The 26,616-nt window shown below is 55.7% G+C and carries 27 protein-coding genes, 2 tRNA genes and 1 pseudogene; 5 read left to right on the top strand and 25 right to left on the bottom strand.

Annotated elements, in window-relative coordinates:
* Window positions 1-249: pseudogene (locus ACMNAY_RS02550) on the bottom strand (hypothetical protein); the annotation flags it as partial.
* 192 nt (window positions 250-441) lie between these two features.
* On the opposite strand from ACMNAY_RS02550, the gene ACMNAY_RS02545 reads away from it, so the two are divergent.
* A complete protein-coding gene (locus tag ACMNAY_RS02545) occupies window positions 442-657 on the top strand; it encodes an LLM class flavin-dependent oxidoreductase (protein WP_418718272.1) in 216 nt (71 codons plus the stop codon).
* A 46-nt stretch (window positions 658-703) separates the two neighbouring features.
* Complete coding sequence (locus ACMNAY_RS02540) at window positions 704-1,186, top strand: lipoprotein (RefSeq protein WP_418718271.1); 483 nt, start codon at window positions 704-706, stop codon at window positions 1,184-1,186.
* A 70-nt stretch (window positions 1,187-1,256) separates the two neighbouring features.
* On the opposite strand, the gene ACMNAY_RS02535 is transcribed toward ACMNAY_RS02540, so the two are convergent.
* The 10 genes from ACMNAY_RS02535 to ACMNAY_RS02490 form a co-directional block, all read right to left on the bottom strand.
* Window positions 1,257-2,678, bottom strand: coding sequence for a phage portal protein (locus ACMNAY_RS02535; protein WP_418718270.1), 1,422 nt, complete (start codon window positions 2,676-2,678; stop codon window positions 1,257-1,259).
* Between the two features lie 68 nt (window positions 2,679-2,746).
* Window positions 2,747-6,718: a hypothetical protein gene (locus ACMNAY_RS02530; RefSeq protein ID WP_418718269.1), complete on the bottom strand. Its 3,972-nt coding sequence runs from the start codon at window positions 6,716-6,718 to the stop codon at window positions 2,747-2,749.
* Window positions 6,719-6,824: 106 nt separating this feature from the next.
* Window positions 6,825-7,151, bottom strand: coding sequence for a DUF5055 domain-containing protein (locus ACMNAY_RS02525; protein WP_418718268.1), 327 nt, complete (start codon window positions 7,149-7,151; stop codon window positions 6,825-6,827).
* Window positions 7,152-7,255: 104 nt separating this feature from the next.
* Complete coding sequence (locus ACMNAY_RS02520; RefSeq protein ID WP_418718267.1) at window positions 7,256-8,191, bottom strand: hypothetical protein; 936 nt, start codon at window positions 8,189-8,191, stop codon at window positions 7,256-7,258.
* A 26-nt stretch (window positions 8,192-8,217) separates the two neighbouring features.
* Complete coding sequence (locus tag ACMNAY_RS02515; protein ID WP_418718266.1) at window positions 8,218-8,547, bottom strand: hypothetical protein; 330 nt, start codon at window positions 8,545-8,547, stop codon at window positions 8,218-8,220.
* Window positions 8,548-8,560: 13 nt separating this feature from the next.
* Window positions 8,561-9,136 carry a hypothetical protein gene (locus ACMNAY_RS02510; RefSeq protein ID WP_418718265.1) on the bottom strand — a complete coding sequence of 192 codons (576 nt, stop codon included), beginning with the start codon at window positions 9,134-9,136 and terminating at the stop codon, window positions 8,561-8,563.
* Window positions 9,120-9,623 (bottom strand): hypothetical protein, encoded by a 504-nt coding sequence (locus ACMNAY_RS02505; RefSeq protein ID WP_418718264.1) that lies wholly within the window; start codon window positions 9,621-9,623, stop codon window positions 9,120-9,122. The genes ACMNAY_RS02510 and ACMNAY_RS02505 overlap by 17 nt, the downstream gene beginning before the upstream one ends.
* 2 nt (window positions 9,624-9,625) lie before the next feature.
* Entirely contained in the window at window positions 9,626-11,389 is a 1,764-nt protein-coding gene (locus ACMNAY_RS02500; protein WP_418718263.1) for a hypothetical protein, read from the bottom strand.
* A 16-nt stretch (window positions 11,390-11,405) separates the two neighbouring features.
* Window positions 11,406-11,624 (bottom strand): hypothetical protein, encoded by a 219-nt coding sequence (locus ACMNAY_RS02495; RefSeq protein ID WP_418718262.1) that lies wholly within the window; start codon window positions 11,622-11,624, stop codon window positions 11,406-11,408.
* Window positions 11,605-11,802, bottom strand: a complete 198-nt coding sequence (locus ACMNAY_RS02490; RefSeq protein WP_418718261.1) for a hypothetical protein — start codon at window positions 11,800-11,802, stop codon at window positions 11,605-11,607. The genes ACMNAY_RS02495 and ACMNAY_RS02490 overlap by 20 nt, the downstream gene beginning before the upstream one ends.
* 1,167 nt (window positions 11,803-12,969) lie before the next feature.
* Here ACMNAY_RS02490 and ACMNAY_RS02485 point away from each other — a divergent pair.
* Both ACMNAY_RS02485 and ACMNAY_RS02480 read left to right on the top strand, forming a co-directional pair.
* A tRNA-Asp gene (locus ACMNAY_RS02485) sits at window positions 12,970-13,046 on the top strand.
* Between the two features lie 3 nt (window positions 13,047-13,049).
* Window positions 13,050-13,125: transfer RNA gene (locus ACMNAY_RS02480), tRNA-Thr, on the top strand.
* Between the two features lie 88 nt (window positions 13,126-13,213).
* On the opposite strand, the gene ACMNAY_RS02475 is transcribed toward ACMNAY_RS02480, so the two are convergent.
* The 14 genes from ACMNAY_RS02475 to ACMNAY_RS02410 all read right to left on the bottom strand — a co-directional run bounded on the left by ACMNAY_RS02475 (window position 13,214) and on the right by ACMNAY_RS02410 (window position 25,686).
* Window positions 13,214-14,203 carry a hypothetical protein gene (locus ACMNAY_RS02475; protein WP_418718260.1) on the bottom strand — a complete coding sequence of 330 codons (990 nt, stop codon included), beginning with the start codon at window positions 14,201-14,203 and terminating at the stop codon, window positions 13,214-13,216.
* A 20-nt stretch (window positions 14,204-14,223) separates the two neighbouring features.
* Window positions 14,224-14,682, bottom strand: coding sequence for a phage holin family protein (locus ACMNAY_RS02470; protein WP_418718259.1), 459 nt, complete (start codon window positions 14,680-14,682; stop codon window positions 14,224-14,226).
* A gap of 14 nt (window positions 14,683-14,696) precedes the next feature.
* On the bottom strand, window positions 14,697-15,740 hold the full coding sequence (locus ACMNAY_RS02465; protein ID WP_418718258.1) for a GH25 family lysozyme: 1,044 nt from the start codon (window positions 15,738-15,740) through the stop codon (window positions 14,697-14,699).
* Between the two features lie 43 nt (window positions 15,741-15,783).
* The gene (locus tag ACMNAY_RS02460) at window positions 15,784-17,079 is read right to left on the bottom strand and encodes a hypothetical protein (protein ID WP_418718257.1); all 1,296 of its coding nucleotides are present in this window, start codon (window positions 17,077-17,079) and stop codon (window positions 15,784-15,786) included.
* Window positions 17,080-17,092: 13 nt separating this feature from the next.
* Complete coding sequence (locus ACMNAY_RS02455; protein ID WP_418718256.1) at window positions 17,093-18,961, bottom strand: hypothetical protein; 1,869 nt, start codon at window positions 18,959-18,961, stop codon at window positions 17,093-17,095.
* Between the two features lies 1 nt (window position 18,962).
* The gene (locus ACMNAY_RS02450; protein ID WP_418718255.1) at window positions 18,963-19,571 is read right to left on the bottom strand and encodes a hypothetical protein; all 609 of its coding nucleotides are present in this window, start codon (window positions 19,569-19,571) and stop codon (window positions 18,963-18,965) included.
* Entirely contained in the window at window positions 19,568-21,460 is a 1,893-nt protein-coding gene (locus ACMNAY_RS02445; RefSeq protein WP_418718254.1) for a hypothetical protein, read from the bottom strand. Before ACMNAY_RS02445 ends, ACMNAY_RS02450 begins: the two co-directional genes overlap by 4 nt.
* Window positions 21,461-21,533: 73 nt before the next feature.
* The gene (locus tag ACMNAY_RS02440) at window positions 21,534-22,535 is read right to left on the bottom strand and encodes a Mu-like prophage major head subunit gpT family protein (protein ID WP_418718253.1); all 1,002 of its coding nucleotides are present in this window, start codon (window positions 22,533-22,535) and stop codon (window positions 21,534-21,536) included.
* An 18-nt stretch (window positions 22,536-22,553) separates the two neighbouring features.
* Window positions 22,554-22,937, bottom strand: a complete 384-nt coding sequence (locus tag ACMNAY_RS02435; protein ID WP_418718252.1) for a hypothetical protein — start codon at window positions 22,935-22,937, stop codon at window positions 22,554-22,556.
* Between the two features lie 4 nt (window positions 22,938-22,941).
* Entirely contained in the window at window positions 22,942-23,475 is a 534-nt protein-coding gene (locus tag ACMNAY_RS02430) for a hypothetical protein (protein WP_418718251.1), read from the bottom strand.
* 30 nt (window positions 23,476-23,505) lie between these two features.
* Window positions 23,506-23,628 carry a hypothetical protein gene (locus ACMNAY_RS02425; RefSeq protein WP_394968094.1) on the bottom strand — a complete coding sequence of 41 codons (123 nt, stop codon included), beginning with the start codon at window positions 23,626-23,628 and terminating at the stop codon, window positions 23,506-23,508.
* The gene (locus ACMNAY_RS02420) at window positions 23,629-23,793 is read right to left on the bottom strand and encodes a hypothetical protein (protein ID WP_394968092.1); all 165 of its coding nucleotides are present in this window, start codon (window positions 23,791-23,793) and stop codon (window positions 23,629-23,631) included.
* 29 nt (window positions 23,794-23,822) lie between these two features.
* Window positions 23,823-25,328: a hypothetical protein gene (locus ACMNAY_RS02415; RefSeq protein WP_418718250.1), complete on the bottom strand. Its 1,506-nt coding sequence runs from the start codon at window positions 25,326-25,328 to the stop codon at window positions 23,823-23,825.
* Window positions 25,309-25,686: a hypothetical protein gene (locus ACMNAY_RS02410; RefSeq protein ID WP_394975126.1), complete on the bottom strand. Its 378-nt coding sequence runs from the start codon at window positions 25,684-25,686 to the stop codon at window positions 25,309-25,311. The genes ACMNAY_RS02415 and ACMNAY_RS02410 overlap by 20 nt, the downstream gene beginning before the upstream one ends.
* 591 nt (window positions 25,687-26,277) lie before the next feature.
* Between ACMNAY_RS02410 and ACMNAY_RS02405 the strand changes: the two genes are divergently transcribed.
* Window positions 26,278-26,613 (top strand): helix-turn-helix domain-containing protein, encoded by a 336-nt coding sequence (locus ACMNAY_RS02405; RefSeq protein WP_418718249.1) that lies wholly within the window; start codon window positions 26,278-26,280, stop codon window positions 26,611-26,613.
* Window positions 26,614-26,616 lie beyond the last annotated feature (3 nt).

Genomic DNA, 26,616 nt, shown 5'->3' with positions numbered 1-26,616 from the left:
TTCCGTTGCCTGTGCTTTCTGCTCCTCTTTGGTTAAAACCTCTCCACGCTTACAGGCGGCTTCAAACTCGCCCATTTTCTTTTGTAAGTCTCTCTCAATGGCTTTTTTGCTCCACCCCTCCGGGGGAGTGTACGTCATTGTATAGGGAGTGAGCTGTTTTCCTGTCAGCTTATCACGTCCACGAGTGACTTTTATCTGATAGCTGATTATCTCCCCAGCTTTATTTTTCCTTGCTGTAACAGAAGCCATAAGAATACCTCCTTCTTAATGTATATTCGTTGCGAGAAAGTGTTGTTTGTTTCTCTATAGTGTTATTCTACACTACAACAAGATTCTTGTCAACACTGTTGCGAAAAATTTTATTTATTATAGTGTAGAGTGTTGCGTTTTGATGTAGATAGTGCTATAATAAAGGAAAACACAAATGGGAGGTGAACCACTATGGACAACATTCGCAACGAAATTAAATCTTATATCGCCGCTTCCGGCTGGTCGTTGGTTGATATAGTCGCAAAAATGAACGAAAGTCGTTCAGAAAGCGAGCAGACTACTCCTCAGAACATTTCCAATAAGCTCACGAGAGGTACGATCAAATACAGTGAGGTTAAGGAAATCGCTGAAATTATCGGTTTCAAGATTGTTTGGGTGAAAGAATGATGGTTGCTGTCTGTTCCATAGATTTCGAGCGAAAGGAGGAATAGTCATGAGGAAAGTCGCAAGTCTCATTCTATTGGTTGTGATGGTGTTTTCGCTTTCTGCCTGTGGTTCTTCTGAACCCAAAGTAGAAGTCACGGCGGAAAGTTCGCTGACTTCACTCCAAGAGAAAATTTCCAATGTTATCAGCATTGTTGTGTATGATGAAGAAACAGACCCGAATGAAAATCTCGGCAGACCGGGACAATATATCGGTAAGGCTGATTTCTTCGATGATCGTATGGAAGATACGGAAGATAACGCTGGAACAATCGAGTTCTTCTCCTCCAAGTCTGACTGCAATGATAGGTACGAGTATCTTTGCAAGCTCTCAGACCCGGAGCTGGGTGTGTTCGGAGTGAACCAGTATATTTACAAGTACGATCTCGCTGTGTTTAGAGTCAGCTTCGATTTAACCCCAACCCAAGCCGAAGAATACAAAGCGGCTATGGACGAAATAATGGGGGAAGTATCAGAACAATATAAAGGGTAACTGTACCCCAATCGCATATAAAGCCCTCGCCCTTAATTGGGTAGAGGGCTTTTCTGCGTCATAGTCGTGATTATTCCACAGTCGTTTCCACCGGGTTACTCTTTGACTGTTCCTCCAATTTCGTTTGCTGTTCCTCGTAATACTGCATACTCATTGCGTATGCGGTTTCCGGGTCAACAAACAAGCCGGAATGCTGGAACGCAAGCAGAGGGTGAATCTTTGTCTGTTGCAACATAGACACCAGCACTTGGGATTTAGTCTGAATATTTTCGTAGTTCCTACGAGTGAACTGTAGATCAATATCCTTCAAACGTAGGTTAATGTCACCGAGGTCACGGCAGATACGAAGCACCAGCTTGAGCATTTTCTTCTCGGACTTCTTGAACATATGCTCACTGTCCTTTGCCCTCGCTTCTGCAAGAGACCAACCGTCACGAAGCAGTACCGCCGCTCCTGTGTCAGAAGTGGAAGAACCACCATTACGGTTCGGAATGCCGCAGATAGTGAGGATAGCGGAGTAGCAATCCTCTTTAAGAGTCTGAGACTGGTCTTGGTTCAGATCGTTGGTAACAACGTCCACGTCAGCGTTTGCACCGTCCACGGACTTGACCTTGATTGCGCCAAGCTCTTTCAGCTCCTTGAAATCATCAGCGGTAATGTCGCAGTTCACAAACTTAATGAAAGCCTGTATAGTCTGCTCCATACCGTCCATACGGTTCGACTCGATGTTGTTGATCGTATCGAGCAGAGGAAGGACAATCTCGAAAGAGCCGAGTCGGGCATTATTCGCCGGGTACTCAAAAATAGGAATCATGTCAAGGGCATGAGCTTTTTCCTCTTTCAGAATGTCACCTTCGATAAGGTAGTAGCGGTTCTCGGTGTAGACAGAGAAGCGAAGCACTTCTTCATCGTCCTTGTAATACTTCACACCCATGAGCGGCTTGTTGCCGATCTCACTGGAATAAACAACGAAGGTATCACGAGGGTCGAGAGTGTGAAGCTCGAAGGGAGCTTCGTCTTCCTCATTCTTCTCGTCCGGCAGAACCAAACGATATGCAGTGCCGCAAATCATTTGCCACTCGACAATCTCTTGGTCTTTAGTGGCTTTATCCTCTGCGAACATAAGCTCATTCAAAGCGGTGATAGCCTTTGCGGTAGCTTCCTCACCGTTTCTGCCGACATACTGAATGGGTTCACCACACAAATAGCCGACCTTGAAGGAGACAATCTCGTTCGCTCGGTTTTCTACAATCTTGTTGCAGATTTCGGGGCGCACTTCTTTGGTTCTGTGGAGAATAGGCTGTTTACCACGGTAGTAGTTCCACAGGTAATCAATCTCACTGCGGTTCAGTTCGTGTGTGCCAAGAGCTTTCTGCAACACATCGACCACGTTATCTTTGGTGATCTCACGGACGCTGGTCTTGATAACACGTCTGCCGTTCATTTGCCTTGTCTGAGACAGACCTTTTGAAGTGTCAACGGTATTTCCCATATTGATTTCCTCCTGTAATTATTTTGCACGAACACCAACGGTACAGCCTAAGAGGGGGATTTCCCCTCTTAGGTAGTTGCAAACCTATAGCCGTTAGCTCTCTGCTGAGTTGTTACAACGTCCGTAATGGTACGGTTGCCAACCTGTACAATGGTTTGTTCCTTCTTATCAGCCTGTCGGCGCATATCCTCCGCAAGTCTTGACTCGTTCAGAGCTTCCAGCACTGCTTCTCGGAACTCCTCACGAACGTGAGAAGTATCAATGGAGAAGTTACTGTTTGCAGATACGTTTGCAGTCACCGCTTTGGCAAAAGAATTACCGTTGTAATACTTGAGCGCAGAGGTATCAACTGCAAAGCTCATTACAGGGCTTACGCTGGTGAAGGAATCCGCCCAACTGCTTACAACACCCTTTGTGGTCTTACCGAGAGAGGTAATACCGATGTTGTAGCCGAGAATCGTGTCCTCACCAATTCGCTCGAATACCTTGGAAGGAGAGTTGGAATCCAGCTTTTCCTTGAACCAACTGATAATCGAAGCACCCCAACTACTGATAGTGTTTTTACAGGTGTTGTACAAAGCACCGATACCGTTCTTGAATCCCTGCACTACGTCAGAAGCAATGCTGTAGAACTTGTCGTAGGAAACATAATCCGTAAACCAGCTCTTGACATTCGAACCGAACGTAGTCATTGCACTCTTAGCCGCAGTGTAGTAGTTTGCAACACGGTTCTTGAATCCATCTACGATGTTTGTCGCATAGGACTGGAAAGTGGTGCTGTTGATACCTCCGAAGGAAGTGTTGGAGAACCATTCCTTTACCCCGGAAGCCCATGTGGTGACGTTTGTCTTGACGGTTGTGTAGGTATTGCCTATTTTATCCTTGAACCCGGAAACAATGTTTCCACCGATTTCCTTGAAATTCTCAACGATACCTCTGCCATCTGCACCCTTGGTGAAGAACTCTACAACCTTGGAAGCCCATTCGGAGACCGTACTGAGCATATTTGTGAATCCCTCAATACCCTTCAACAGACCAGCAACAATGTCTTCACCGATAGTGGCAAAGACTGTAGAAGGACTGTGAATACCAAGTGCGTCCTTAAAGCCCTGCACGAAACCGTCAACGAAGTCTGTAATCTTCGTCCAAATGGTCTGCAAACCTTCCCAAATACCGTCAATGATAGACGAGCCGATTTCGGTAAACTTCTTCCAACCGCTCTTGACAGCCGCTTCGATTTTTCCCGGCAGAGCTTTGAAGAACTCACCGATTTTCGTTACGACATTCGGAATCGTTTGAGTGAAGAAGTTCGGCAAAGTAACAGTGAAGAATTTTGTAAAGGCACTCTTAATGCTGTTCCACATTTTCGAGAACCAGTTCGGAATCCTCACCGTAACAAAGTCAACTGCGGACTTCCAAGCGTTACCGAGAGACTGTCCAAGCTCGTAGCCGAGTCCATACCAGTCGAAGTTCTTGAAAGACTCCCACTGCTTACTGAACCAGCCAGTAAATTTGTTCCAAATCCCCGGAATCGTCTGAGTAAAGAACTTTTTCACAAAAGCTGTGATTTCGTCCCACTTCTGAACGACAAGGATAATGCCATCTGCAACAAGACCTACGGCAAGACCTATAAGCGTACCAATACCCGGAGTGATAGCAGTTCCAGCCGCCGCACAGATAACACCAATACCAGCACCAGCCGCCGTACTTCCTATTGCGGTGAGAGCGGCACTCAGCCAGTCGATACCGTTTTTGATGGAATCATAAATTCCTGTAATCATTGCAGGAATACCGAGTATGATACCACCGACACCAGCGGCAAGAGCCGCACCAGCCGCACCAGCAGTTCCTACACCCAAGTTGATACCAGCTTGTGTGATAGCAAGACTTACAGCACTACTTCCAAAAGCAGTGTCAATCCAAGTCGCAATAGAAGAACCAAGGAAAGCCAATCCGCTCGTGCCAAGGAGACCTCCGCCCACAATCTGAGCGAAGTTCATGCCATTGAGTTCATTCTGAATAGCGTCAATGATACCAGCCGCTTCGAGTGCGATACCTCCGATAGTCAGACTGATACCTATGGATAACGTCAATGCGTTTCCAAGTCCTGCTTTCTGCAAGGTTCTGATTGTCTCAAGAGCAGAAATAACTCCACGAGAGATTTTCCATGCCGCCAAACCGAGAGAGATTGCGCCGACAGTGGTCAAAATCCTTCCGAGTCTCGTATGGAAGAAATCGCTCCAAGAATTGATTTCCTCAGTGAGACCGAGCCATTCCTTCATTTTTCCAAGGATTTCCTCAACCTTGTCACTCACAGCGTTACCGATGAAGTCATAAGTAGGAAGCTCGAAGCCGAGACCTCCTCCACCTCCGATACCACTGCCACTTCCACTGCTGGAATCGTCTTGAGGGGAGATAATGTTCAGTTCGTCAATACCAAGCAGAGCGTTTTTGACTTCCTTCGCCTTTTTTCCAGCGTCACCGAGATTGTCAGCCAAATCACCAGCACCACCAGCGGCAGTGCTGAGTCCGCTGTAATCAATCTCCGGCAGTGCAAAACCAAAAAGGCTTGCGATAGCGTCAGCCACAAGTCTGATAGCCTTTGCCAATGCGATTGCGTAAGGAAGGACTGCGTTCAGCATAGGAATAAAGATGTTACCGAGCGCACGAGCCGCTTGGTTCACCTGTGCTTGCAGAATACGAAGCTGGTTTGCAGGAGCTTCCAAGGTACGAGCCATATCGCCTTGAGCGGTAGTGACCTGTGTCATGATTGCGTAGTAGCGCAATTCTGCCTTTTCAGCCTGTGTCATGGCATTGACACTCTTGGTGATACCAAGGTTCAACGCTTCCTGCTGTAATCTCGCCACAGACAGGTCGTAACCGAGTCTACGGAGAGGTTCGAGTTCGCCGGAGATACCCGACTGCAACTTCTGAAAAGCGTCCTCATAGCTGATATTGAAGAAGGAAGACAGGTCGTAACCGAGCTGAGTAAGATTCTTACTCATGGTGTACGCTCTATCGTTCACAACACCAAAACCAGTTGCAAGCGTCATGAAGACACCTTGATTTCTCAGCCATTCGGCAGGGTCGATACCCATGATTTCTGCAACATTCTCAGCATACTTCTGAGCTTCTGCCGCATACTCGCCGAGGGAGACCGTGAACAGGTTCAAGCTCTCAACGTACTCATTGGATTTCGTAATCCAGCCAGCAATAGCACTACCGATACGCTTCATTGCCATGACAGCAATTCCGATCTTCGCCGCAAGATTCACATAGCTGAGACTTGCTTTGTTGTTGGCATAGGAAAGACTGTTTGTGCTTGCGATCAACCGCTGGATTCTCGCCGGGAAAGCGGAGAAACCATTTGCGATAGACTGCATTTGAGTTGCGAGAGGAGCAAGGGCATTCGCCAACTGCTGAATCTGAGAAGCAAGAGTAGTCATGTTCACCGACTGTAGGGCAGACATGACTTGTGGTAGCTTTTGAAGTTGGGTCACAAAGGACGTGAGGTTGTTCTTACCCATCTGCGTGAGCGGTGTCAGTGCCGATACGAGCTGAGAAATTTTGCTACTCATACCGCCAATGTCTACAGAGTTTAGGGCTTGAACCGCCTGTGGTAGCCTTGTGAGCTGAGAAATGAAGCTGTTCAGATTAGCCTTGCCGACATTCGACAGCGGTGTGAGCGCACTTGAGAGAGCGTTCAGCGCACTAAAATCCATACCGTTAAGACTCTGAGCCGCATTACCAATACTTGCGATCTGCGTTGCCACAGACGGAGAGAGCTTGAGCTTTCCGCATTGGGATAGCGTCTGTAAGCTCTGAGCGAGCTTATTCAGCTTTTCCGCATTGTCGGAACTGACACCATTCAGAGACGTGTTAAGCGTAGATACCTGTTTCGCTACACCGTTCAGCCCTAAATTCTTAGTGGCATTTTTCAGTTTCCCCAAAGTATCGGCAAGACTGCTAATACTCTTTTCGGCTTGTGTAGTAGGAGCTTCGACTTCGACTTGTAAACGCTCAAGTGTAATATCACTCATAAAAATTTTCCTCCTTTCAGAAGATTTTGAATTAAAAATGGCGCATGACTGCAAAAAGGGGTTTCCCCACAATCGCAATCATGCGCCACTTACGGTAAGCAGTTATTTAACTGCGTTCCCACTTCAAACCGTTGCCAGCCGTTTCGAGTTCATTTACAAATTCCTCAAGAACAAGGCTGTACATTTCCGCCAGCGTGTTCAGCAATTCACCCTTGTTGTCGAACTGCTCATAGATTTCATCAATTTCTTTTCTTCGGGTGAAACGATGGTTTGCGATAAACGCACCAGCGAACATATCCGGGAGCAGAGACATAGGCTTATCCAGCACCTCCGCTACAACGAATCCTTTACGTTCCATTTCTTTAACGGAACTGCGTGTGTACTCAAGGACATATTTCTTGTTCTTATAAACAAAACTGATCTGTCTTACCATTGTGTGATTCCTCCTTAATTATGTTTATTGAAGTCTCACACAGGATAAATACTTATCTGAAACAGATAGTTAATTATCCTGTGTGATTACTGCCGTGGGTAGATTTATGCTGTCTCTTTAGCCGCTTCAACGATTTCGACATACTCAGCGTAATCAGACAACTTCAAGAGATCGACCATTTCCGGGTGAGCTTCCATGACGGACTTTGTATGTTCGGCAATATCCGTCTTTGTGGCAGATTCAGCAACATCACGGTAATACCAGTCGATTTTTGCCTTTTCTGCCGCAGAGAGCTTGTTTTTCTCTACAGAGCAATCCTGTAACTGAGGTACATAGTCCAGCACTTCAATGAAGCTCTGATAAGCCGGAGCATATACCTTATCTTTCTCCTCGCTATTCACAGTAAAGAAATCATTGTAGCGAATATCACCCTTACCCTTTGGCTTGCACATTTCCGCACACGCACCGAGCAGATATGCTTCCGCTTCATCAATCATTTTGTGCATGGAAGCACAATCTAACTGAATAGGCGCATGAAGGGTAATACCGTGTTCTCTGCTGATCGTCTGTAAAGCCCTCATTGCGTGGTAGTTGTCAAAGAAGACAGGTAACAGGTCGTGCAGTTCCACAGAATCCAAATCGTCACGCATTTTCAGCGTTTCGAGCAGATTGAGCATAGACTGAGTAGGCGCAGTGCGCATCATTTTAGTCACCTGTTCATGTCTGCTACGAGTAAATTCTTTGATCATGGAACGGTGAGCGGCAACCACTACGGCAACCATCTTATCGAACTCCATGTCAATGCGTTCTGTCTGTTTTGCGATCAAATCCGGGTGATAGGTGTGTTTGAGGTCAGAGATTTTCTGCTTGTAATCATTTCGCTCGTTATTAAAGAACTGACGGTCATTGTTCATGATCTGCCAAATGTGAGCATAACTGTTACCAGTTCTCTTGTGAGTGCCTTTTTCCCACTCAGACCGTCCGCTCTTAATACCTCGTGCGATTTCATCAAAATCTCTGTAATTGTTGAAATTTGCCATTCTCTTTTTCCTCCTTCATTGTGTGGTTATTTGTGAGCCTTATCATCGTTGGTCTGATCTGCAATCAGACCAGCGTCAATAGCGAATTTCTTCTCAAGTGAGAACAACCACTCTCGCTTTGAAAAATAGGTTTTCTTATCAGAGGAATAACACGCTACTCCATCGGAGCTGTAGTAATACTCCTCGCTGAATACAAACTGAATAAAATCTCGGTCTTCTTCCGATAGATTCTCGATCCAGTTTACAGTAAACTCCCACCATTCTGTTGTGAGATACTTTTTCCGGTTTCGGACAACCGCTCTCATGAATGCTTCTACCAGCTCTGTGTAGAACCACTTGAATTTAATCTGACCCATAATCGTTTCCTCCTTATTCCTCAGTATCATCGAGCAAATAGCGTCTGCGAATTTCTTCGGCATTATAATCGCTATCTATCTGTGTATTTGGTACAACAGGGGCAATTTCAACCCTATCAGCATGATCGAAGTGATTCTTCAACTGGAAAATCACCTGTACGGCATTTGCATTATTGTAAAGACTTGCATTCGTCAACACATCTGCCATGCTATCTTTCACCATACTGATAAAATCTGTCGTAGGGTGTTCGGGGTGCGAGAGCAACCAACGATGAAGGTTCTGTCGAGAACACCCTAATGCCCCGGACAATCCCATGACGGACGGAAAACAAGAGGAGAGGGAACACGCTTCGAGATACATGAAAGTGCGCTCCTGTACCTGTAGGGTGTCGGACAGATTAACCTTTGGAGCATTGATAGCGTCCCTCAAAGCATTAGCTGTGCTTTTGATTGACAAGCTGATCTGCTCGCTTTTGTGTTCGTCCGATATTTCCTTGTACACTCTGCCCTTACGTCCGTTCTCATGCTTGTCCGCTTCCAAAACTTCCGCCATTGAGCTTGCTGTAACAGGATTACTCATTCTTTTCACCAGCCTTTCCTAATAGTGAGCTGATCTTGTTGAACTGGATTTCATCAAGATGAGCCTTTAGTTTGTCAAAAGTGTAGTCCTTCAATGCTATTTGACTGATAATGTCCGAACAGGTGTCGTTGAACATTTCCAGCCATTGTGCTGTCGGGGTATCAGACTGTTTGCTTCTCCAATGTCGCAATGCTCGATCTGAATACCCCAGCGAGCGAGCCAGTCCCAAAGAGGAGGGAAAAGTGAGGGTTTCTTTGCAAGCCATCAAATAAATAACTGTGCGTTCCTGTACCATTTCCAAATTCTCAAGGGCAACTCGTTCCTTTGTAGCGAAGTCCACAACATCGGTGAGAGTTCCGTCAAGTAGCTCTCGCAAATGAGCTTCAAAGCAATCACCGGACGGTTGTCTGCTGATATTCTGAGCTTTCGCTTCGTTCATATCTGCAAGCATTTCATAAACACTTTGTGCTTCGTTATGACCTTTACGGTTTCCCATTGTCAACTGTCCTCCTTTTCTTCGTCTAATGCTTCTGCTTTCAACCAAAGAAATCGAGAACGTTTTCCATTCTTAATTCTCTTAGCTTTGGTGGTCTGATCTTTGTCTGTTTCTATCAGCCCATCAATAGCCAACTGCTGAAATAATGCGGCTTTTCCCAGCGGATAATTCTTATCCTGTGCGCTGTAGAACTTCTTGACCTCCGTATAGACACCATCGGGATAAAAATAGTAGAAATCTTTATCCCGGTAGCCGACAACACTTGAACTGTTATAATCGTTCGTGCAATCAATGTCTATAATGCGGATTGTTCCTCGATCTCGCATTTCACGAACAGCGTCAAGGAACAGCTTCACAGGCTTTTCCTCGACAATACGGCGATTTTGCTTATCAGCAAGTTCAATGAAAACTTTCCATGCCGCAGTCCGCAGACGTTCGGCTTGCGCTTCATCGACAGTGTTTTCAGCAAGTAACCATTCGCACATGAAATAAATTCCAATCTGCAAATGAGCCACGCATTCTGCCAGTCTACCGTGACCGCCGTTTTGGGCTTTATCTCGATACTCCAAAAACAGCGGTTTTGCCTGTTCGCTGATAGAGTCCCAATTCCGAATGACAAACTGAATATAATCGCTCATGCACTGGTTAAGGTGATCTGCATTCTGCTGTACCTTTGTGAGTGCAGACAGGTTAATATCTCCCGGCTTCAACTCAACAGATATGGAACGAGCGATTGCGCTCTCACCTACGTTGGAAAAGGACTCCTCCGCAGTGATAATCAGATTGCACTTAGGGCGGTAGGTTGCCTTGAGCGTTCCGTCTGCGTTCATTCTCGCTCGCCCGGAACGGTCTCCGATCTGCCGTGCAACAGCCTGTTCCATAGCTTCCATCTGTGCTTTGATCTTCGGTGTAGTGCTTGGGATTCTATCGTCCAACAGAACGAGAGTGGAGTCCGCCAGTGCGAACTTTTTCTCAACAGCATTCGTTGTATCTCTGAAACTCGCAGTAGGAGCAGTACCATTATTGAAAGCTCCAAAGAAATTCAGAAACAGCTTTGCCATTGTGGTTTTTCTCGCACCTGTTTTGCCAGTGAAATACAGAATGAAGCAAGGTTCAATTCCACAGTCACGCAACAGAGCATTGAGCGGAGTCAGAAAGGATAGTCCGAGTCCGGCATACACCAGTGAAGTAGGAGCAACAGAAGGTAGCAAGCTCAGAAGGGTCTTGTACCGTTCCGAGTCCTTCTTGTCGGTGAAGACGTAATTCTCCATCTGCCCGGACAGCATGACATTGTATTTGTCAGTCAAACCGTCTTTCGTTACGCTGTGTCCGCCGTTGAGGAAAACTCTCTCGCCCTCGATAGTGGTATATCCTGTGTGCTGATACAGCATTGTAAGCGGCGCATTCTCACACTGAATCTGCATTGCTTCACTGTATCGGGACTTTGCCCCACGTCCCAAGAAGATACGGCAAGCCGCACCAAATTTGATGTTAGGTGTCTGACTCAACACGTCCTTCAAAGAAATAGCGGTGTCCGCCCCTTTGCGAAAATCACGCAAGGCAGTGAATACAAGCTCCTCGGTAGTTTCAATGCCGTTGTCGATTATTCGCTGTTCTTTTAATAGTGGCGTGTGGTTCGCAATGGCGGTAGTCTCCGTGTATGTGTTGCCGTTCTTATCCTCTTTACCTTCAATGTAATAAAGAGTACCGTCCGGGCTATACTCGTAGTTATCGCCAATTCTCACACGCTTCTCATTCTTCTCCATTCACTTTTTGACCCCCTTACTGCTTACTCGCCGCAACACTGCAATCAGTCAAGCGTTCCAGCTCTGCTTCCAGTCGGGGCATATTGATTAGAATTTTCTTACCGCACTTGATATAGGGAATGTTCCCGGCTTTAAGGTTCTGACGTAAGAAATACTCCGACAAACCTGTGATCTTCACAGCTTCTTTAATTGGCTGAAAGATAGGGCGGTTCGTATCAATCACATTGGTCTTCATTTGCACTTACCTCCCTACATAGCTTTTTTCTTATCCTGTACGTCCGATCATACTGACGCAAATGCTCTCTGTTTTTCTCTCGCCACTTGGCTTTGTAAGCTCTTTGCTTCGCACGTCTTTCTGCGGCGATCTTTTCTCGAATCTCGTTCTCAAGAGCGAGCTTTTCAGTTTCGTCCATAGCTAATCCTCCGTTTCCGCAAAAATAAAAAAGGCGCATGACTGGTTGAGCCAAAAGCTCTCGCAATCATGCGCCTTACTATAACTTTGTAAATCAAAGAGTGTCCGAAACACTTTTCAGAAAGTATATACTTTTTACACTACCATTATACCACAGTTTTCCGAGAAGTCAAGTAAGTTTCTTGTTTTTTCTCAAGATATTGTGTTTTATAAGAATAATAAGAACAATATATAGCGTTCGCAAGCTCCCGGAATACAAGAACGAAGGACGGTAGGAAATAGATTTATCTATAGAAAAACAGCTTTTTCTATTATTTTTGATATTCAGACACGTTCCGCCAATACACCACACCAGCGGTAGTCACATCGGGTGGTACTGCGTTTGGTACTAATGGTACTGAGGTGGTACTAATTCCGTGTACCACTTTTCGGAGCAAAATGCTTTTTGTAATTTGGCGAAATGCGGTAGTATCGTAGTGTATTGTATTGAAATTATAAAGATTTATTAAATGGTACTAATGGTACTACGATTGCACTATAACGTGTGAATATTGAAAGCCTTTTATATTTTTCGGCTACTCGAAGCACTCCCTCGGCTTTATAGCGGCGGTGTCTATCCCCCTCCGGGGGTGTCCCTCTGAGCGTCCGCCGACAGCCGGACACAGCCGAACCAATCCAAAGAACACACGAACAAACCACAAACAGAAAATCCCGGAAGCGATCAAAGGCAAGCCGCCGATCATGAGAGCCAACCGAAAAACATTGTAAAAAGAACGACACCGCTCACAATGGGAGACCCAGCCACAGCACACCCAGCCAAAGAAAAACACCGCCAGCGGTGGACGTGTACGAGATTGGGAAAGCTACTCCCGGCATATAAAAACGGCTTGCGCTCCCTGTGTTGGTGTGTGCTGAGAAATCAACAGAAAATCAACTCGCTATAGAAAAAAGCAACACAAGCCACTACAACACATTACAAGACGATACACAAAGGGGATTTTTGACCGACTGAGCAAAAATCCCTGTAAATCAACGGTTTCCCCGATATGATATACAACGAAAGAGCAAACTACACGACATTACAAAAAATATCGTTGATAATTTGAAAAAAAGTGTTGACATTCGGCCCTTCGTTGGATATAATAAAACACGTCGCTGATCGCGATGTGGCCCGGTAGTTCAGTCGGTTAGAACGCTAGCCTGTCACGCTAGAGGTCGTGAGTTCGAGCCTCATCCGGGTCGCCACCTGCTGTTATAGCTCAGTCGGCAGAGCACATCCTTGGTAAGGATGAGGTCGTGCGTTCGAATCGCATTAACAGCTCCAAAGAAAGCCCCTTGGACCAACTGGTCCAAGGGGCTTTCGCTTTGCGTGCCGGGCCTGCGGGTCCGGCACATCGTTTTATTCGCAGCCGTCAGGTGCGGTTGAGCAGAATGTCTTTCAGCCAGCCGTTGGCCTCAGACTTGGTGAACAGCTTGTTGCCCACGCCCTCCACCACGTATTGAGCTGCTGCCGCATTCGCCGCCTGTAGGGCGTCGGCGTCGCTGCCGCCGGTGTTCTTTGCGTTCTGCCAGGCGCTGCGCCACACCTGCTCCAGCAGTTGGCTCTGCTGCATGCTCTTGGTCTGCTGTGCGTTGGAGGCGCTGACTTTGGTCTGACTTGCCTTCTGCGCGGCATTGGCCATCTGGCTCTGGAGCTTCGCCATCTGTGAGAGATACTCGCTGCTGATCTCAAACTGGCGGTCGTAATTCACCGAAGCCGCGTCGGCCACGGCATTGGCCAGATTCTGCTCCAGCTGCATCTCGTAGGCAAGGCGGGCGGCCTGCGCGTCGGACAGCTGGTTGTTGTAGGCCTGCTGAGCCTGGTTCCTGCCCGCGTTCAGCTGAGCCAACAGTTCTCCCAGGCTCTCGCCCCGGGCAACGTCGATCTCGTTGCGGCTGTTGCCGTAGTTGTTGTAAACGCCGGCCAGCGTGCTCTCGGCCGCGCCGCCGCCGATGCCCTGTGCCGCCAGCTGCTGCGGCAGGCTCTTGAGAGTCATCATCTGGTTGATATACGCCTGCTGCAGGGCGCTGTCCGCATTGCGGTTCACGCCCGCGGCGCCCATATCATAATCGCTCTGGAGCTGGCCGAGGGTGGCGTTGTAGTTGTTTTTCAGCGCCTCGATCTGGCCGTTGTAGGCGGCGTTCAGCGCCGCCATACTGCGCTCATAGGCCTGCTGGGCCGCCTCCCGGCGCTGCCGCTCCGCCTCTGCCGCGGCGGCCTGCTGCTGGGCGTAAAGGTTTTGCAGCCAGCTCAGATCCAGCGAACCGCCGCCGGTAGTGGCGGTGGAGCTGCCCTGTGTTTTTCCTGTGTTCTTCCAGCCGGAGCCGTTGACCGGCCCTCCGGTTCCTTCCACAAATGCCATCTGTCACGTCCTCCTTTTCTTCAGCCTTCGCCGGCGGCGTCCTCCACCGTATCCTTTGCGTTCGCCAGAATGCGGATGAGGAACGCCGGCACCGGCGCGCCCATGGCGGCGGCGTTTTCCAGAATGCTGCCCAACTCGGTGAGAATGTACCACACCAGCACCATCGGCAGCAGCAGCACCGTGTACTCAACGGGAATTCCCGGCACCTTGGCGGCCACCGTGCCCAGCACCGCGTCGGCCAGTGCCGCCACCAGCACTACCACGATCATGCCCGCTTTGTGCCAGATGCCGCTGCGGGCTTTGGCGCTGGACCACCGGCCCGTCTGCATCGCCGCCGAGCTGCCGGAGACGTAGTCCACCGCCATGCACACCACCCAGGCCAGCACCAGCCAGCCCAGCCAGCCGAAAGCCGCGCCAAAAGCGCCGAACACTCCCACGATGGCGGCTTTCACCGCCAGAAAGATATTGCTGTTGTCCATGGATGTTCCTCCCCTCATCCCGCCAGCGCGCCGCCGGCGGCGCTCAGTTTTTCCAGCACGGCGTCCATCCGGCCCGCCTGCCGCTGTTGTTCCGCCTCGATGCGTTCCAGTGCCGCCAGCACCTCCGCATCCCTGCCGCCGCCTTCTTCCGGCGTGATATAGTCCTCGCAGCCCAGACCCAGATCCAGCGCCCTGTTGCTCACAGTGGCCCGCTGGCTGCTGTTCATGGGGCCTACGATGATGCAGTCCCCGGCATCCGCAGCCGGAACGCACAGGCTCTCGGCCAGTGTGCGAATGGCTGCGCGGTCGCCGGCGGAGACAGGTCCTATCTTCAGTGTGTCAGATGCAAACACAGGCTTCTCCTCCTCTTCTTCATTGGGTTGGAAATAGATCCAGTCCCGGTCCACATTGGCGCTGCCCACGCCGTACTTCGCGCCGTAGCCAATGCGCCCGAACTGCCAGCCGCAGAGCTTGCGGCCCAGGCTGCGGGTGTACTCGCCCCAGGCGGTGTTCACATTCTCGATGGCCGTGCAGCTGTCGAAGTCCGGGTCATGGGGGTCGGCATAGTAATACGCCAGCCACAGCGGGCAGTCCAGCTGTTCCGCAGCCAGCCTGCTTTTTGCCCAGCTGGCGGAGCAGTAGACGCAGGGGGCATAGCCTGCGTCCCGCAGCCGCTGTGCCGCCTCGTTCAGCAGAGCAGTGTTCTCCGCCGGGGTCAGCGCCATGGTCTGGCCCGCCTCCAGCTCCTGATCCAGCGCCACCCAGCTGGTGATGCCCCGACCCGCCAGAGTCTCCAGCAGCACACTCACCTGCTGGCGCAGGATGTCCCGTGCAGCCTGCACGCTGCCCCCGTTTTTATTGTAGTAGTGGTGAGTCAGAAAGATGTACGCTCCGGTACACAGCCCCGCCGCTTTGCAGTCGGCGGCGAATCGCTCAAAGCGCACGTCCCGCGACGTGCCGTACGCCGCCCGCAGAATGATGGTGGAGACCCCCGCCGCCAGTGCTGCCTCCGGAGAAAACGTGTTCTGGTGTTTGGAAATATCCAGTGCTTTTTGCATTTCACAGCCCCTCTCCTTTGTGTTTCCTGTGCGAAAAACCGGATCATGCGATCTTGAACGCCGTCACAAAGTTGTAGTACGTCACATTGGGATGGTGCACATAGTTCTGCCAGGTCAGAACGTCGTTCGCGTTCAAATCCACCTCAAAGGGCGTCACTCCGTTGTCCGGCAGCGAACTGTTGGTCGCGATCGCCATCCCGTTCCTCAAAAGTTGGAAGGAGTTCACTGCGTCCCCTCCATTACCCTGCACACAGGAACAGGCAACGTAAAAGCGGTACCGGCCGCTTTCGTGCACCGTTATCTGCGCGCTGTTCGCGCTGCCCGTGAGGATGCCGTTGGGCGATACGTAGGTCGCGTTCTTCATGTCGGTCCAGGCACCCCAGGTCTCGGCATATGCCCCGCCATAGGCAAACAGAGCCAGCGGGGTCAGCGTACCCGCCACACTGGCGACTACCTTTGTCCCCTGCTTCACCGTCACGGTGTTCCCCTGTTTTATCGCTGCGGCGGCCAGCCCGGTGACTGTCACCTTGCCGCCGCCTCCCCTAAAATTTAGGGTTCCGCCTTCCACAACAAAACTCACCCATCTGCCGTTCCAGGCGCTGCCCGCCATGGCGTCAGCGGCGGCGTCCGCCCCAACGTAGGCCGTGACCGGGGCACCGTTCACCGTGAAGGTGTCGCCCGCCTGCACATCGGCGGTCATCTTCGCGCGGCCGTTGGCGCCTGTGCCGGCAAAGTTGTGTACCGTGCCGCTTTTCGTGTGGGTGTAGACCTTCACGCCGTCGTCGGCGGCAAGGGCGTTATCCGCGCGGAGGGCCCGGTCCACCGCGCCCGGCTCGCCCGAGGCGGCATACACGCTTTTTTCCATATGCCCCGCGCCGGCCACCGCCTCGCCGATGGCGGCAAACACGTCCCTTTTCTGGCCGGTGGGGTCGTAGACCGCCCGGGTCATGTCGCCCGCGCCGATCTCCGCCACCCGCTGACTGATGGCCGCGTCGGTCTCCTCCTTCGTGTAAGCGCCCGTCTGGGCGGCGGTGACGGCGTGGGGGTTATCGGTGCGCTTGGTGTGTTCGTCGTTCTTATTCAGAACAGCCTCCAACACTCCCTGCACCGTAGCGGGCGTATCCTCCGGCACACTTTCGGGCGGTGCGGCCCCCAGGCTTGCCGCGGCACTCTGGGCTTCCAACTGGCCGACCAGCCGATTGAAGGCCGGAACGATCACCTCCCGGGGCAGTTCATCCAGGATGCGCTGCATCTCTGCGGTATCCACACCGGGCGTATCCGGGCGGCCAAGGTTGCCCTTGCCCAGAAGATCGCCGTCGGTGATGCGATCAAAAGCCATAGCATTGCTCCTTTCATCCTTTGTAATTTCCGTTCTCGGTGAACTCCAGCGCCCAGGCCATCAGGCCGAAGGGCTCGTTGAGCTCGTCGTTCTCAAAGCGGAACCGGGCCTTGTCCACCCGCTTGATGCGCAGCTTGCCGTGCAGGGTCTTGGTGGTGCTGTCGTTGGAGTAGGTGAACTTGGAATAGCACCAGCGCTGATAACTCAGATAGCGGGCCTTGCGCTCCTCCCTGCGAGCCAGCCGCCAGCTGCCCCGCTTCTGTACCCACACCGCCACGCTGGTGGCCACAGCGGGAGTGAGCTGCAGGGCGAAACGGCAGAAATTCTTGTTCTTATAGAACAGCTTGCCGCCCAGGTCCGGCGTTTCCCACACGGCCCGGATGGGCACGCCGTCGTCGTTGTAGCTCTCCGGCTGGGCAGGGTCCTGGTAGAAGCGGAACACGCCACCCTTTGCGTCGCCGAAATACAGCCGGTCCCCGTCGGTCCAGACGGACACGGCGGGCAGGCCCGTGCGGTAAAAGGCCGCGTACTGGCGGGTGCTGTAGGGCTCGCCGCTGCGGGTGCCCAGATCCTGCATCCCGTCCAGGATGTAGGCCTTGCCGTTCAGGCAGAGCCAGTACAGGTCCCGGTGCACAGCCGCCACCGCCGCCGCCATACCCGGCTCTTTGGTCAGCGCCCCGTTAAGGTAATAGCTGCGGTTCTGGCTGTAGCGCTCGCCGCTGATGTCGCTGGGGGTAACGGCGTAGATGCCCAGCGCCGTGAGGAACACCGGCTCCGTTGCCAGATAGGCAAAACTGCCCTTGGCCGCCGCGCCGGGGCCCTGCAGAGTATTCACGATGGGAAAGGCCGGTTCGTCGTCCACAAGGTCGCCCCTGCGCAGGATGACGTTCCGCTCGGTCTCGCCTGCGTCCTTGTGGGCCGCCAGATAGTTGTCGATGACCGAATAGCCCATCACCGCTCCCGCGCCGCTGCCCAGCACCGAATAGCCGGTATCCGGCCAGTAGGTGGCGTCGTTCTGGCCGCTGAACCAGTCGTAGTTGGGATAGTCCCCGTTGCCGGACAGAAACAGCCGGTCCGCCGCGCCGCCCACGCCGAACAGCGCCCCCACATCGCACTTGTTGATGCGGTCGGCATATCCCTTCACTGTGCGGGCGGCGGTGATCTCCACGTTGTCCTCGCCGGTGACGGGGCTCTTGCCCGGCGCCGTCTCAAAGGTCACCTGGCCCGTCTCCCGGTCCACCGTGAAGCCCTCGCCCTCCGCCACTTCCCGCCACTCGCCGGTCTTTTCAAGCAAACGAACGCTCACCGGCATATCATCCAGGCCGGAAAAGCTCATGCAATAGACGGTGTCGGTCTCGGTGCCGGCGAAGCGCTCGGAGAATTTCGGTTGCAACAGGTTCAGCGGCTCGTACTGCACGCCGCCCCCCGCCGGGGGACGGGCGATGGTGAACAGCGGCACCTTGGCCACGTCGGCGGCGGGCTGCACCGTCTCTCCGTCGTAGACCCGCAGTTTCGTTCCGTCGGCGATGAACAGCTGCCCGTTCAAAAGCCAGCTGCGGCTGGCGGAATCGGCCAGCCCCTCACAGAGCAGTTCCGGCTCGCCCTTCCAGTCCCGTCCCACGCGGTAAAGGGCCTGCCCCGCGTGCACCAGCGCTTCCTCCTTGAAGAAGTGGCAGCCGTGCACCGCGCCGGTCAGGGTGGCCAGCCGCTCATAGCCCATGCACTTGCGCACCTTGCCGGGCACGTCCCGGATCATGTTGTCGCCGCAGGGGCTCTGCTCTTTGGCCACGTTGCCGGGGTCGTTGGTCATATCCACGCCCAGCAGCCGGTCCACGCACAAAACACTGCGCGCCGGCTGGGCGGGCACCGCAAACCGGGCCATCTCACCACCACCCCGTGGCGCTGGTGAACTCGCCGCCCACCTCGCCGGAATCCGCCCGCTGCAGCAGGCTGAAGGCCACTTCGAACTCGTTGCGGTACATGGTGGCCAGGGTCACGTCGTCGTCCTTATAGAGCTGACTGGCCATGTACAGCGGCAGCAGCACCGCCACCTCCGGGTCCAGCGGAAGCTCCTCTTCGTCCGGCGTGGCCGCGGTCACCGGCTGCGGCCAGGCGTTGTAGTAAAGCGCCAGCTTTCCGCCCGGTTGCCGGGGCAGCACCAGATACCGCCCCGCCACCAGCTTTGCCCCCCGCACCGGCACCGGCACGCCCTCTTCGTCGAAGGAGTACAGCTCCAGCTGCTCGATGCGGTAGAGGTCGGGCACGGCCACCGCCAGGTCCACTGTGCGCGTCTCGCCCTCGGCCCCCGCCTCAAACTCGTGGCAGCGGCGCAGGTACTTGCCCGCGGTGCACAGCAGCTGCAGCCCCTCATTGGCTGCCTGGGGCATGGCGTTGAGGTATTCGCTCACGCTGTCGTCCGCCTCGTTGATGACCAGGCCCTCGGCGCTGAACATCTTCTGAAGCGTCGCCAGCTTCACTTCCTTCCAGGTCACAGCGGCGTCCCTCCTTCCTGCACGGGCGCGGCGGTCTGCCGGGCCGCCTCCCGCTCCATCTGCTGGCCGATGCTGGCCTTCATGGTCTCCGCGTGGGGATAGCCCGTCTCGGCAAGCAGGGTCCACAGGCGGTAGAGGCTGGCAGACTCGCCCAGCGGCCCGAAAGCCCCCGCCTGATACTTCTGATCGATCATGGTCCACAGATTCTCCCGGTTGGACGCAAGGTTCGAGGCCGGGTCCACATCAAAGAGGAACTCATCGTTCCAGTAGAGCATCCCCGCCGCGTCCCGCTTGAGGAACTCATAGCGGTCGAAATGGGCGTAGTGCACTGTGCCGTCCGGTCCGCGGCTGCTCATGGGGAAGGGCTCGTCGGCATAGGCCAGCATGAACTGGAACATCAGCCGGTAGAGCCGGGCGTAGGCCTGGTTCTTCATCTCCCGCTTGGACTGCAGCCGTCCCGCCGACTGGTTGGCCGAGAACTGCTTTGCCACGCCGCTGGTGGCCGAAGAGTCGTATTTGCCCTGGAAAGCGTCGGTGATGCCCAAAGTGCTCTTGGCCCAGCTGTAGTTGACCTCCAGCATCTGCTGGTCGCGGCTGGTGTCCGGCTGGATGTTCAGCACGCTGATGAGGGCCTTGTCCGCCGGGTTTTTCAGCCGGATGATTTTCAGCTCCCGGTCGGTGGTCTCGATGTTCACCCCCTGGGGCAGCGTCACGTAGCTGCCGCCCTTGAGCAGCTTTTCCTGAATTTTGGTGCCGTACTTGTTGATGGCCACCTGCTGGTCCTCGATCACGTCCACGTCGCTGGCGCCCAGCAGCTGGCCGAACAGACGCACGTTGCGCCGCAGCACCAGCGGGAAGCTCCCCGGCCTGTAGGCGGGCAGCACCGTGGGCCGCACCTCGCCGGGCATCAAAATCACCTCGCCGGTGACGTCGTCCCGCTGCAGGGTGCCGTCCGGGTTGACGATGGCCTGGGGCGGGCCTTCGGTCATCGCCGCCAGCCGCTCGCCGCCGGGCAGGCGCACATCCCGGGTAAGGATCTCTCCCTGCTGGGGCAGGCACTCCGGCTCAAGCCAGCCGCACACCGGGCACACGGCGTTCTTCTCCCCCGCCTCGGGAGCGGGCAGCGGCGCGCCGCAGCCCGCGCAGACCCAGCGGCGGCGGGCCTGGTAGTCCTCCAGGTCCTCCAGCGTCACGTCTCCCACCCAGCTGAAGCGGCCCACGCCGCCCTCGGCGTTGCGGTAGTAGACGATGTTCTGGGTCACGAGCCCTTCCACTGTGGGGGCGGACGCATCGGTGCGGGCGGCCACGTCGCTCTCGCCCTCGTCGGGCAGACGCACGCCGTAGCGCCGCTCCAGGTAGCGGCGGCTCTGGCTTACCAGCACAAAAACGTAGTCCATCTTGTCCAGTTCGTACACTCCCGGCTGGGGAATGACCTGCTTGGGATGGCGCTGGGTCACCGCCAGATTGCCCAGCGTGCAGTGGAAGCCGCCCTCCGGGTCCCACTCCACGTGCCAGAAGTCGCCGCCCTGGATGGGCACGGTGCGCTCCTGCTGGTCGTTCATCTCCTTGAAGTTCAGCATGCGGATCTGCTCCAGCAGCATGGCCTCGATCTTTTTCGCCAGGGGCCGGTCCTCCGGGTGGATGGCGGTCACCTTGGGCTGGGGCACGCTGGCGTCCACCTGGCTCTCGATGAGCTCATAGACGATGTTGCGCACATTTGCCGCCGGTTTGGCGCTGCCGCCGTTTGCCGCGGGCAGCTGACGGGTGCCTTTGTAGCAGTCCTCCCGCCGGTCCATCCGCTCCCGCTGCTCGCTGTAGCGCCGCCTCGCCTCGTCCAGCCGCGCCTGCCAATAGGCCCGGCGCTCCCGGTCTTGTCTCTTTTCTTTCATGATTCACCTCCGTAAGGCGGCGGGGCGCAAAGCGCCCCGCCGCTCAGGCTCTGAGCCGGCTGTTCCGCGAAGGTCACTCCGAAAGCGCAGTGCCGTCCACGCCCTCGCCGCAGATGGCGATGCAGCGCCAGTTGTTGAAGCCGGCGCCGAAGCGGGCACGGCCCTTGATGACGTTGGCGTCGGTGTTCATGTCGATGTCGCTGCGCACGCTCAGGGGCACGCGGTCCAGCCAGGGCAGGCATTCGTAGTTGTCCTTGAACTGGCTATCCATCAGCAGGAAGTAGGGCTTGCCGCCGATGGCAGTGGGCAGGTAGGGCCAGACGATGACGTTCCACAGGCCGCACTGGAAGTTGAGGGCGTTGCTGGAGCTGTTGGGGTCAAGGTCGCTGCCCACCACAGCCAGCACCGCGCGCTTGAGGCTGCCCACGTTGGGGATGATGATGGTGTCCGGGGCAACGTTCAGCAGGTTGCCGTCGTCGTCGGTAAAGGCCTGCATCTTCTCCTGCACGGCGTCCAGCATCTCGGTGGAAAAGGCGCCCTTGAAGCGGTTGGACTGGGTCTTGCCCTTCTTGGTGATGCTGGGGTGGGCGGTGTTGAACAGGGACACACCGTCGGCGCTGGTGGTGGAGTAAGTCTTACCGCCGAACTTCACCGAGTTTTCCAGTCCGCCGAACACCAGGCTGGCGGCGAACTTCTCACGAGTGCGGTTGTAGCTGGTGGTGAAGATGTTGGCGCGGCGGCGCACCTTGCCGATCTTGGCGTCCTCCACCATCTCCTGGGTGATCTCAAAGCTGGACTTCCAGGTGGTGGGCTCGATGACCTTGGAGTAGCCCTCCTGCATGCTGATCTTGGGGTAAGCGCCGTTCTCGCCCACGTCGGCGAAATCGCCCAGGCTGGTCTCGCTGGTGTACTTCTCGGCGTAGTTCTTGGTGGTGTCCATGCTGAACACCTTGTCCACGGCGCTGAACTGCTGGAAGGCCTCCACGCCGCTCTCGATCATGGCCTTGATGGGGGCCTGGCTCTTGCCGAAAACCGAGTCGGCAACGCCCGACCCCTGACTGTAAAGAATGCTCATACTCTCCCTCTCCTTTCTTTACACAGAAGCTGCCGCAGGCTCAAAGTAGCCCCGCACCACGGTGCCGCCGTCCGCCCAGGTCACGGTGAACGCGCCGCCCGCGGTGGTGGTGAGGCCGTCGGCTTCGGCGTTCATCTGCAGGGTGGTGGCCAGCTTGTCGGCTTCCACCGCCCCGGAGGCGTCCGCCTCAAAAATGGTGGTGTTCAGCACGCGAATGACGGGGTAGTTGCCGTCCGCGCGCTTGACGCCGGCAATGATGTAGGCGGGCTTGTCGGTGGCGGCACACTTGGCCAGCTGGCCGGAGGCCACCTTCACCGCGCTGCCCAGGGCCAGGCCCTCGGCGCCGGGCAGGTACTCAAAGGGCTCCACGTCGCCCAGAGCCCGTTTGTAAATACGAAACATACTTTCACACTCCTTGCTTGTAGCTGCGGTGGAAGGCCGCGATCTGGGCGCGGGTCCACCGGGGATTGTACTGGCGGTAGTTCTGGATGATCTCGTCGGTGAGGCCATCCTCCGCGTCGGGGCCGCCGCCCACCGGCGCCAGATGCTCCTTGCCGCGCAGGGCGTTGATGGCCGCCTGGCGGGCCGCTGCCGCCTGCTGACGGCCCAGCCGCTCAAAGCAGGCCAGCTTGTAGGCGTCGCTGATGGCAAGGCCGCTTTTTACCAGCCGATCGAACCGGCCGAACTCCGGCTGGGCCTTCAGGTCCACCAGGCTCTTCACTCCCGGGTCCAGCGCGCCGATGATGCGCATCTCCTCGTTCAGCACCCGCCGGCCCCGGGCCAGCTGCTCCTCCAGCGCATAGTCCAGCACCGGCGGCACCGCCTGCTGCTCCGGCTGGGGCAGCTCCCGGACGGCCGGGCTTTCCTGCGCCGGTTCCTGGGCTGCCGGCTGCTCCTGCGCCGGGGCCAGTTCCTCCACGGGGCGCTCTTCATTCTCCAAACCCTTCCCTCCTTTCTCTCACAGTCCTCTTCACCGCTTGTCCTTGCCGCCGGTGCGCAGGTCGCCGCCTTTGGCCACGGTGGGCTTCACCGACGGGGTGGTCTTGGGGGCTTTCACCATCTGGCCGCTCTTGTTGTTGATGTCCAGCTTCATTCACTTCACCTCCTTTCGTTTGGGGTCGGTCGTCTGTCTCTCCGCCATCACCCGGCCGGCGGCGGGGCAGCGGCGGTTGCGGCAGGCAAACCGCAGCAGAACGCCCTGCGGGCCGGCGGTGCGGCTGTGCACCGTCATCTCGATGCCGCACTGCGGGCAGCGCATATTCATCACCTCCTTTCCTGTTTTTCCCTTCAGCCCCACGGGTCTCCGTAGCGCCGCAGAAGATAGGCCTTGCCCTCTTCGTCGGCGTTCTCGTAGTCCTCGTAGAGGTCCGGCTCCCACACTGCCCGGGGCGCTCGCTTATCGGGGGCGGCGGGGTCCTTCCACCACACGCAGAAATAGCGCAGGCTATCCACATCGTGGGTCAGCTCGTGGGGCGTTTTGGCGTAAACATTGGGGTTGTGCTCGTCCTTCTGGATGCGCTTCAGGCACTCCCACAACCTCGGCACATTCCCCAGCGTCATGGCGGGCGCTCCCTCCGGCCCCGGGGCCAGCCACTCTTTCATGGCGGCGCATCCGGCGGCAAAGTCCCGGCTGCTGCGGGTGAGCGTAAGGCCCGCCTCGGCAAAGAGCTGGGCGCGGCTGCGCCCGCTCTCCTGGCTGCGGTTCCACAGATCCGGCGGCGCCAGCACCAGCTCGATGTCCTCCCCTTCGCTGCGCTTCAACACCTCCTGGGCCGCCCGGCCGATGGTTAGGTCCGGCGCGTCGAACTCCCGGTAGACCACCGCCCTGCCCCCTTCGTCCACCGCGATCCAGTGGGCGCTGAGCATATCCAGGCCGTAGTCGATGGCCACATACCGCCTCGCCCGCTCCGCCGGCGGGCCGGCGGTGTGGGTGGCCTCGCTCACCTCGGGGAAGAACGCGCCGCCCGGCACAGTGAGAGCCTCCTCCACGCTGGCGGGGTACTCCTGCAGGGTGCGGTCTCGCCCCAGCGCCGCCAGGGTGCGGCGGTACCAGGCTTTGTCCCGCCTCGGGTCCGCCGACCAGGGCAGGAACAGCTTGTGGAAGCCATTGCCCCGCCCGGTGAAAATCTCTTCGAACAGCGTGCCCCGCTTGATGCTGGACAGGCCGATGACCCGCCCGCCCTCCGGCCGGTTCACCACCGGGAAAGCCGAGGCCCATATTTCCCGGGCGAATTGCTGAAAAGCCCACTCGTCGATAACGATGAGGTCCGCGGTGAAGCTCCGACCCACGCTGGGCCCCGAGGGGAAGGCCTGAAACACCCCCGGCGGGCCGTCGGCAAAGCGCAGGGTGATGCGCAGGGCCGTTGTTTCGAACACCGCGCCCTTCCAGCCGGGGGGCGCGGCGGCGGCGGGCTGGGCGAATTCCGGCATGTGGTTCAGCATCACTCCCAGCCGGCGCACCAGTTCCTTCGCCTCCTCCTCCGAGCGGGAGAGCCCCACCACCGTGCGCCCCGGCCAGAGCACCAGCAGCCGCGCCGCCTCCGCCAGCGCCAGCCAGGTGAACCCCAGCTGCCGCGCCTTCAGCACCACGCAGAGGCGGTGGGCCGCAAAGGCCCGCAGCGCCTTTTTCTGCCCCGGCCAGAGGATGAAAGGCACCACCAATTCGGGGGCGTCCTTGTCCTCGATGTGGCAATAGTTCTCCACAAAATACACCGGGTCCTTCCGGCAGAACTCCGCCTCCGCCTGCCGCAGCGCCGCCAGCTGGGCGGCGCTGTCAGCCTTCCTGCGGCCCATCGGTCTGCTCCAGCCGGCGCATCAGCTTGCGCAGCAGCGCCCGGTCCCCCTCGGTCAGGCCCGCCGCGCCCGGCCCGTCGGCCTCCGGCTTGTCCCCCGCGCAGTCCCGCACGAAGGTAGCCGCCCGGGTGTCGCCGTTCATCGCCTTCTGCAGCTGCACCAGCATCATCAACTGATACAGATCCGGCTGGCTCCCCTGCTCTTTCTCCAGCCCGTCGGCCACCGCCTGCAGCACCCCGAAATCCGCCGCGTCGGCGGGCAGGGTGCGGGCCAGCAGCGCCCGGCAGATGGTGCGGGCGGTGTGCTCCTCCCCTTTTTTGCTCCGGCGCTTCACCGTCCGCTTTTTGGTCTCTTCCATTCGCTCTCCTCCTTTTGCCTGAAACAGCTGGGCAGCACACAGCTCTCCCCCGCCCGCCGCCAGCGGCAGCCCCGGCAGGGGTCCGCGGCCGGCGTCTGCCCGGGTGCGGCGCGGCGGAAAAACGCCAGCACCGCCCGGATCAATCTTCCAATCCCCACACTTGCGGCTCCTCCCACACCTCATACGCCAGAGCTTCCTCCCCGGGTCGGGGCACAAAGCATTCCTCGCAGCCGAGGCACTCCCCTCGCCGCCAGCCCCGCTGTTCCCAGAACACCCGATCAAAACTCCCAAGCGTGCGCCCGCACGCGGGGCAGACGCCCCAGGGCGGCCCCTCCGGGCTTGCAATCCTTTTTATGGGACTGCTGTTCTGGTATGATGCATGTGACAGAGCCATCCTCCCTCCTTTCCTTTTAATTGACTTTGGTTAGCATTTGCGGTAATATAAAACTGTTCTATGGTTTATATCCGCCGATTTACTAACCTTGGTTAGGCTTCGCCCTTATATTATCTCACTAGAGTTAGAATGTCAAGCATATTTTCTAACTAAATTTAGATTTCGGCGATTCGCACAAACAGAGGGGTGTGTTTCTTGTGTTTTATGACATCTACAAAACCTTGTGTGAACAGCGGGGCGTCAGCCTGAGCCGCGCCGCTGCCGACATCGGCCTGAGCAACGCCACGGTGACCAAATGGAAAAAGACAGGCGCCGCCCCCGGCGGCGACACGCTCACCAAGGTGGCCAATTACTTTGGTGTGAGCGTGGATCTGCTGCTGGGCGTGGAGCCGCCCGCGGCGGAGCAGATGGGGATGGACGACTTCACCTTTGCGCTGTACAAGGAGGCCCAGACCCTCTCCCAGGAGAACAAACAAAAACTGTTGGAAATGGCCCGCTTTTTCCGCCAGCAACAGGAAAAGGAAAGCCAGTGACCG

It is taken from the genome of Candidatus Allofournierella merdipullorum, assembly GCF_048426865.1.
GTDB lineage: Bacteria > Bacillota > Clostridia > Oscillospirales > Ruminococcaceae > Allofournierella_A > Allofournierella_A merdipullorum.
The sequence above is the reverse complement of the archived record's forward strand: the minus strand, read 5'-3'. Positions and strand labels throughout refer to the sequence as shown.

Coding starts and splice junctions, on each gene's coding strand:
- ACMNAY_RS02545 (WP_418718272.1), top strand. CDS start 442: ATGGACAACATTCGCAACGAAATTAAATCTTATATCGCCGCTTCCGGC.
- ACMNAY_RS02540 (WP_418718271.1), top strand. CDS start 704: ATGAGGAAAGTCGCAAGTCTCATTCTATTGGTTGTGATGGTGTTTTCG.
- ACMNAY_RS02535 (WP_418718270.1), bottom strand. CDS start 2,678: ATGGGAAATACCGTTGACACTTCAAAAGGTCTGTCTCAGACAAGGCAA.
- ACMNAY_RS02530 (WP_418718269.1), bottom strand. CDS start 6,718: ATGAGTGATATTACACTTGAGCGTTTACAAGTCGAAGTCGAAGCTCCT.
- ACMNAY_RS02525 (WP_418718268.1), bottom strand. CDS start 7,151: ATGGTAAGACAGATCAGTTTTGTTTATAAGAACAAGAAATATGTCCTT.
- ACMNAY_RS02520 (WP_418718267.1), bottom strand. CDS start 8,191: ATGGCAAATTTCAACAATTACAGAGATTTTGATGAAATCGCACGAGGT.
- ACMNAY_RS02515 (WP_418718266.1), bottom strand. CDS start 8,547: ATGGGTCAGATTAAATTCAAGTGGTTCTACACAGAGCTGGTAGAAGCA.
- ACMNAY_RS02505 (WP_418718264.1), bottom strand. CDS start 9,623: ATGGGAAACCGTAAAGGTCATAACGAAGCACAAAGTGTTTATGAAATG.
- ACMNAY_RS02500 (WP_418718263.1), bottom strand. CDS start 11,389: ATGGAGAAGAATGAGAAGCGTGTGAGAATTGGCGATAACTACGAGTAT.
- ACMNAY_RS02495 (WP_418718262.1), bottom strand. CDS start 11,624: ATGAAGACCAATGTGATTGATACGAACCGCCCTATCTTTCAGCCAATT.
- ACMNAY_RS02490 (WP_418718261.1), bottom strand. CDS start 11,802: ATGGACGAAACTGAAAAGCTCGCTCTTGAGAACGAGATTCGAGAAAAG.
- ACMNAY_RS02475 (WP_418718260.1), bottom strand. CDS start 14,203: ATGGCATTTGTGGAAGGAACCGGAGGGCCGGTCAACGGCTCCGGCTGG.
- ACMNAY_RS02470 (WP_418718259.1), bottom strand. CDS start 14,682: ATGGACAACAGCAATATCTTTCTGGCGGTGAAAGCCGCCATCGTGGGA.
- ACMNAY_RS02465 (WP_418718258.1), bottom strand. CDS start 15,740: ATGCAAAAAGCACTGGATATTTCCAAACACCAGAACACGTTTTCTCCG.
- ACMNAY_RS02460 (WP_418718257.1), bottom strand. CDS start 17,079: ATGGCTTTTGATCGCATCACCGACGGCGATCTTCTGGGCAAGGGCAAC.
- ACMNAY_RS02455 (WP_418718256.1), bottom strand. CDS start 18,961: ATGGCCCGGTTTGCGGTGCCCGCCCAGCCGGCGCGCAGTGTTTTGTGC.
- ACMNAY_RS02445 (WP_418718254.1), bottom strand. CDS start 21,460: ATGAAAGAAAAGAGACAAGACCGGGAGCGCCGGGCCTATTGGCAGGCG.
- ACMNAY_RS02440 (WP_418718253.1), bottom strand. CDS start 22,535: ATGAGCATTCTTTACAGTCAGGGGTCGGGCGTTGCCGACTCGGTTTTC.
- ACMNAY_RS02435 (WP_418718252.1), bottom strand. CDS start 22,937: ATGTTTCGTATTTACAAACGGGCTCTGGGCGACGTGGAGCCCTTTGAG.
- ACMNAY_RS02425 (WP_394968094.1), bottom strand. CDS start 23,628: ATGAAGCTGGACATCAACAACAAGAGCGGCCAGATGGTGAAAGCCCCC.
- ACMNAY_RS02420 (WP_394968092.1), bottom strand. CDS start 23,793: ATGCGCTGCCCGCAGTGCGGCATCGAGATGACGGTGCACAGCCGCACC.
- ACMNAY_RS02415 (WP_418718250.1), bottom strand. CDS start 25,328: ATGGGCCGCAGGAAGGCTGACAGCGCCGCCCAGCTGGCGGCGCTGCGG.
- ACMNAY_RS02410 (WP_394975126.1), bottom strand. CDS start 25,686: ATGGAAGAGACCAAAAAGCGGACGGTGAAGCGCCGGAGCAAAAAAGGG.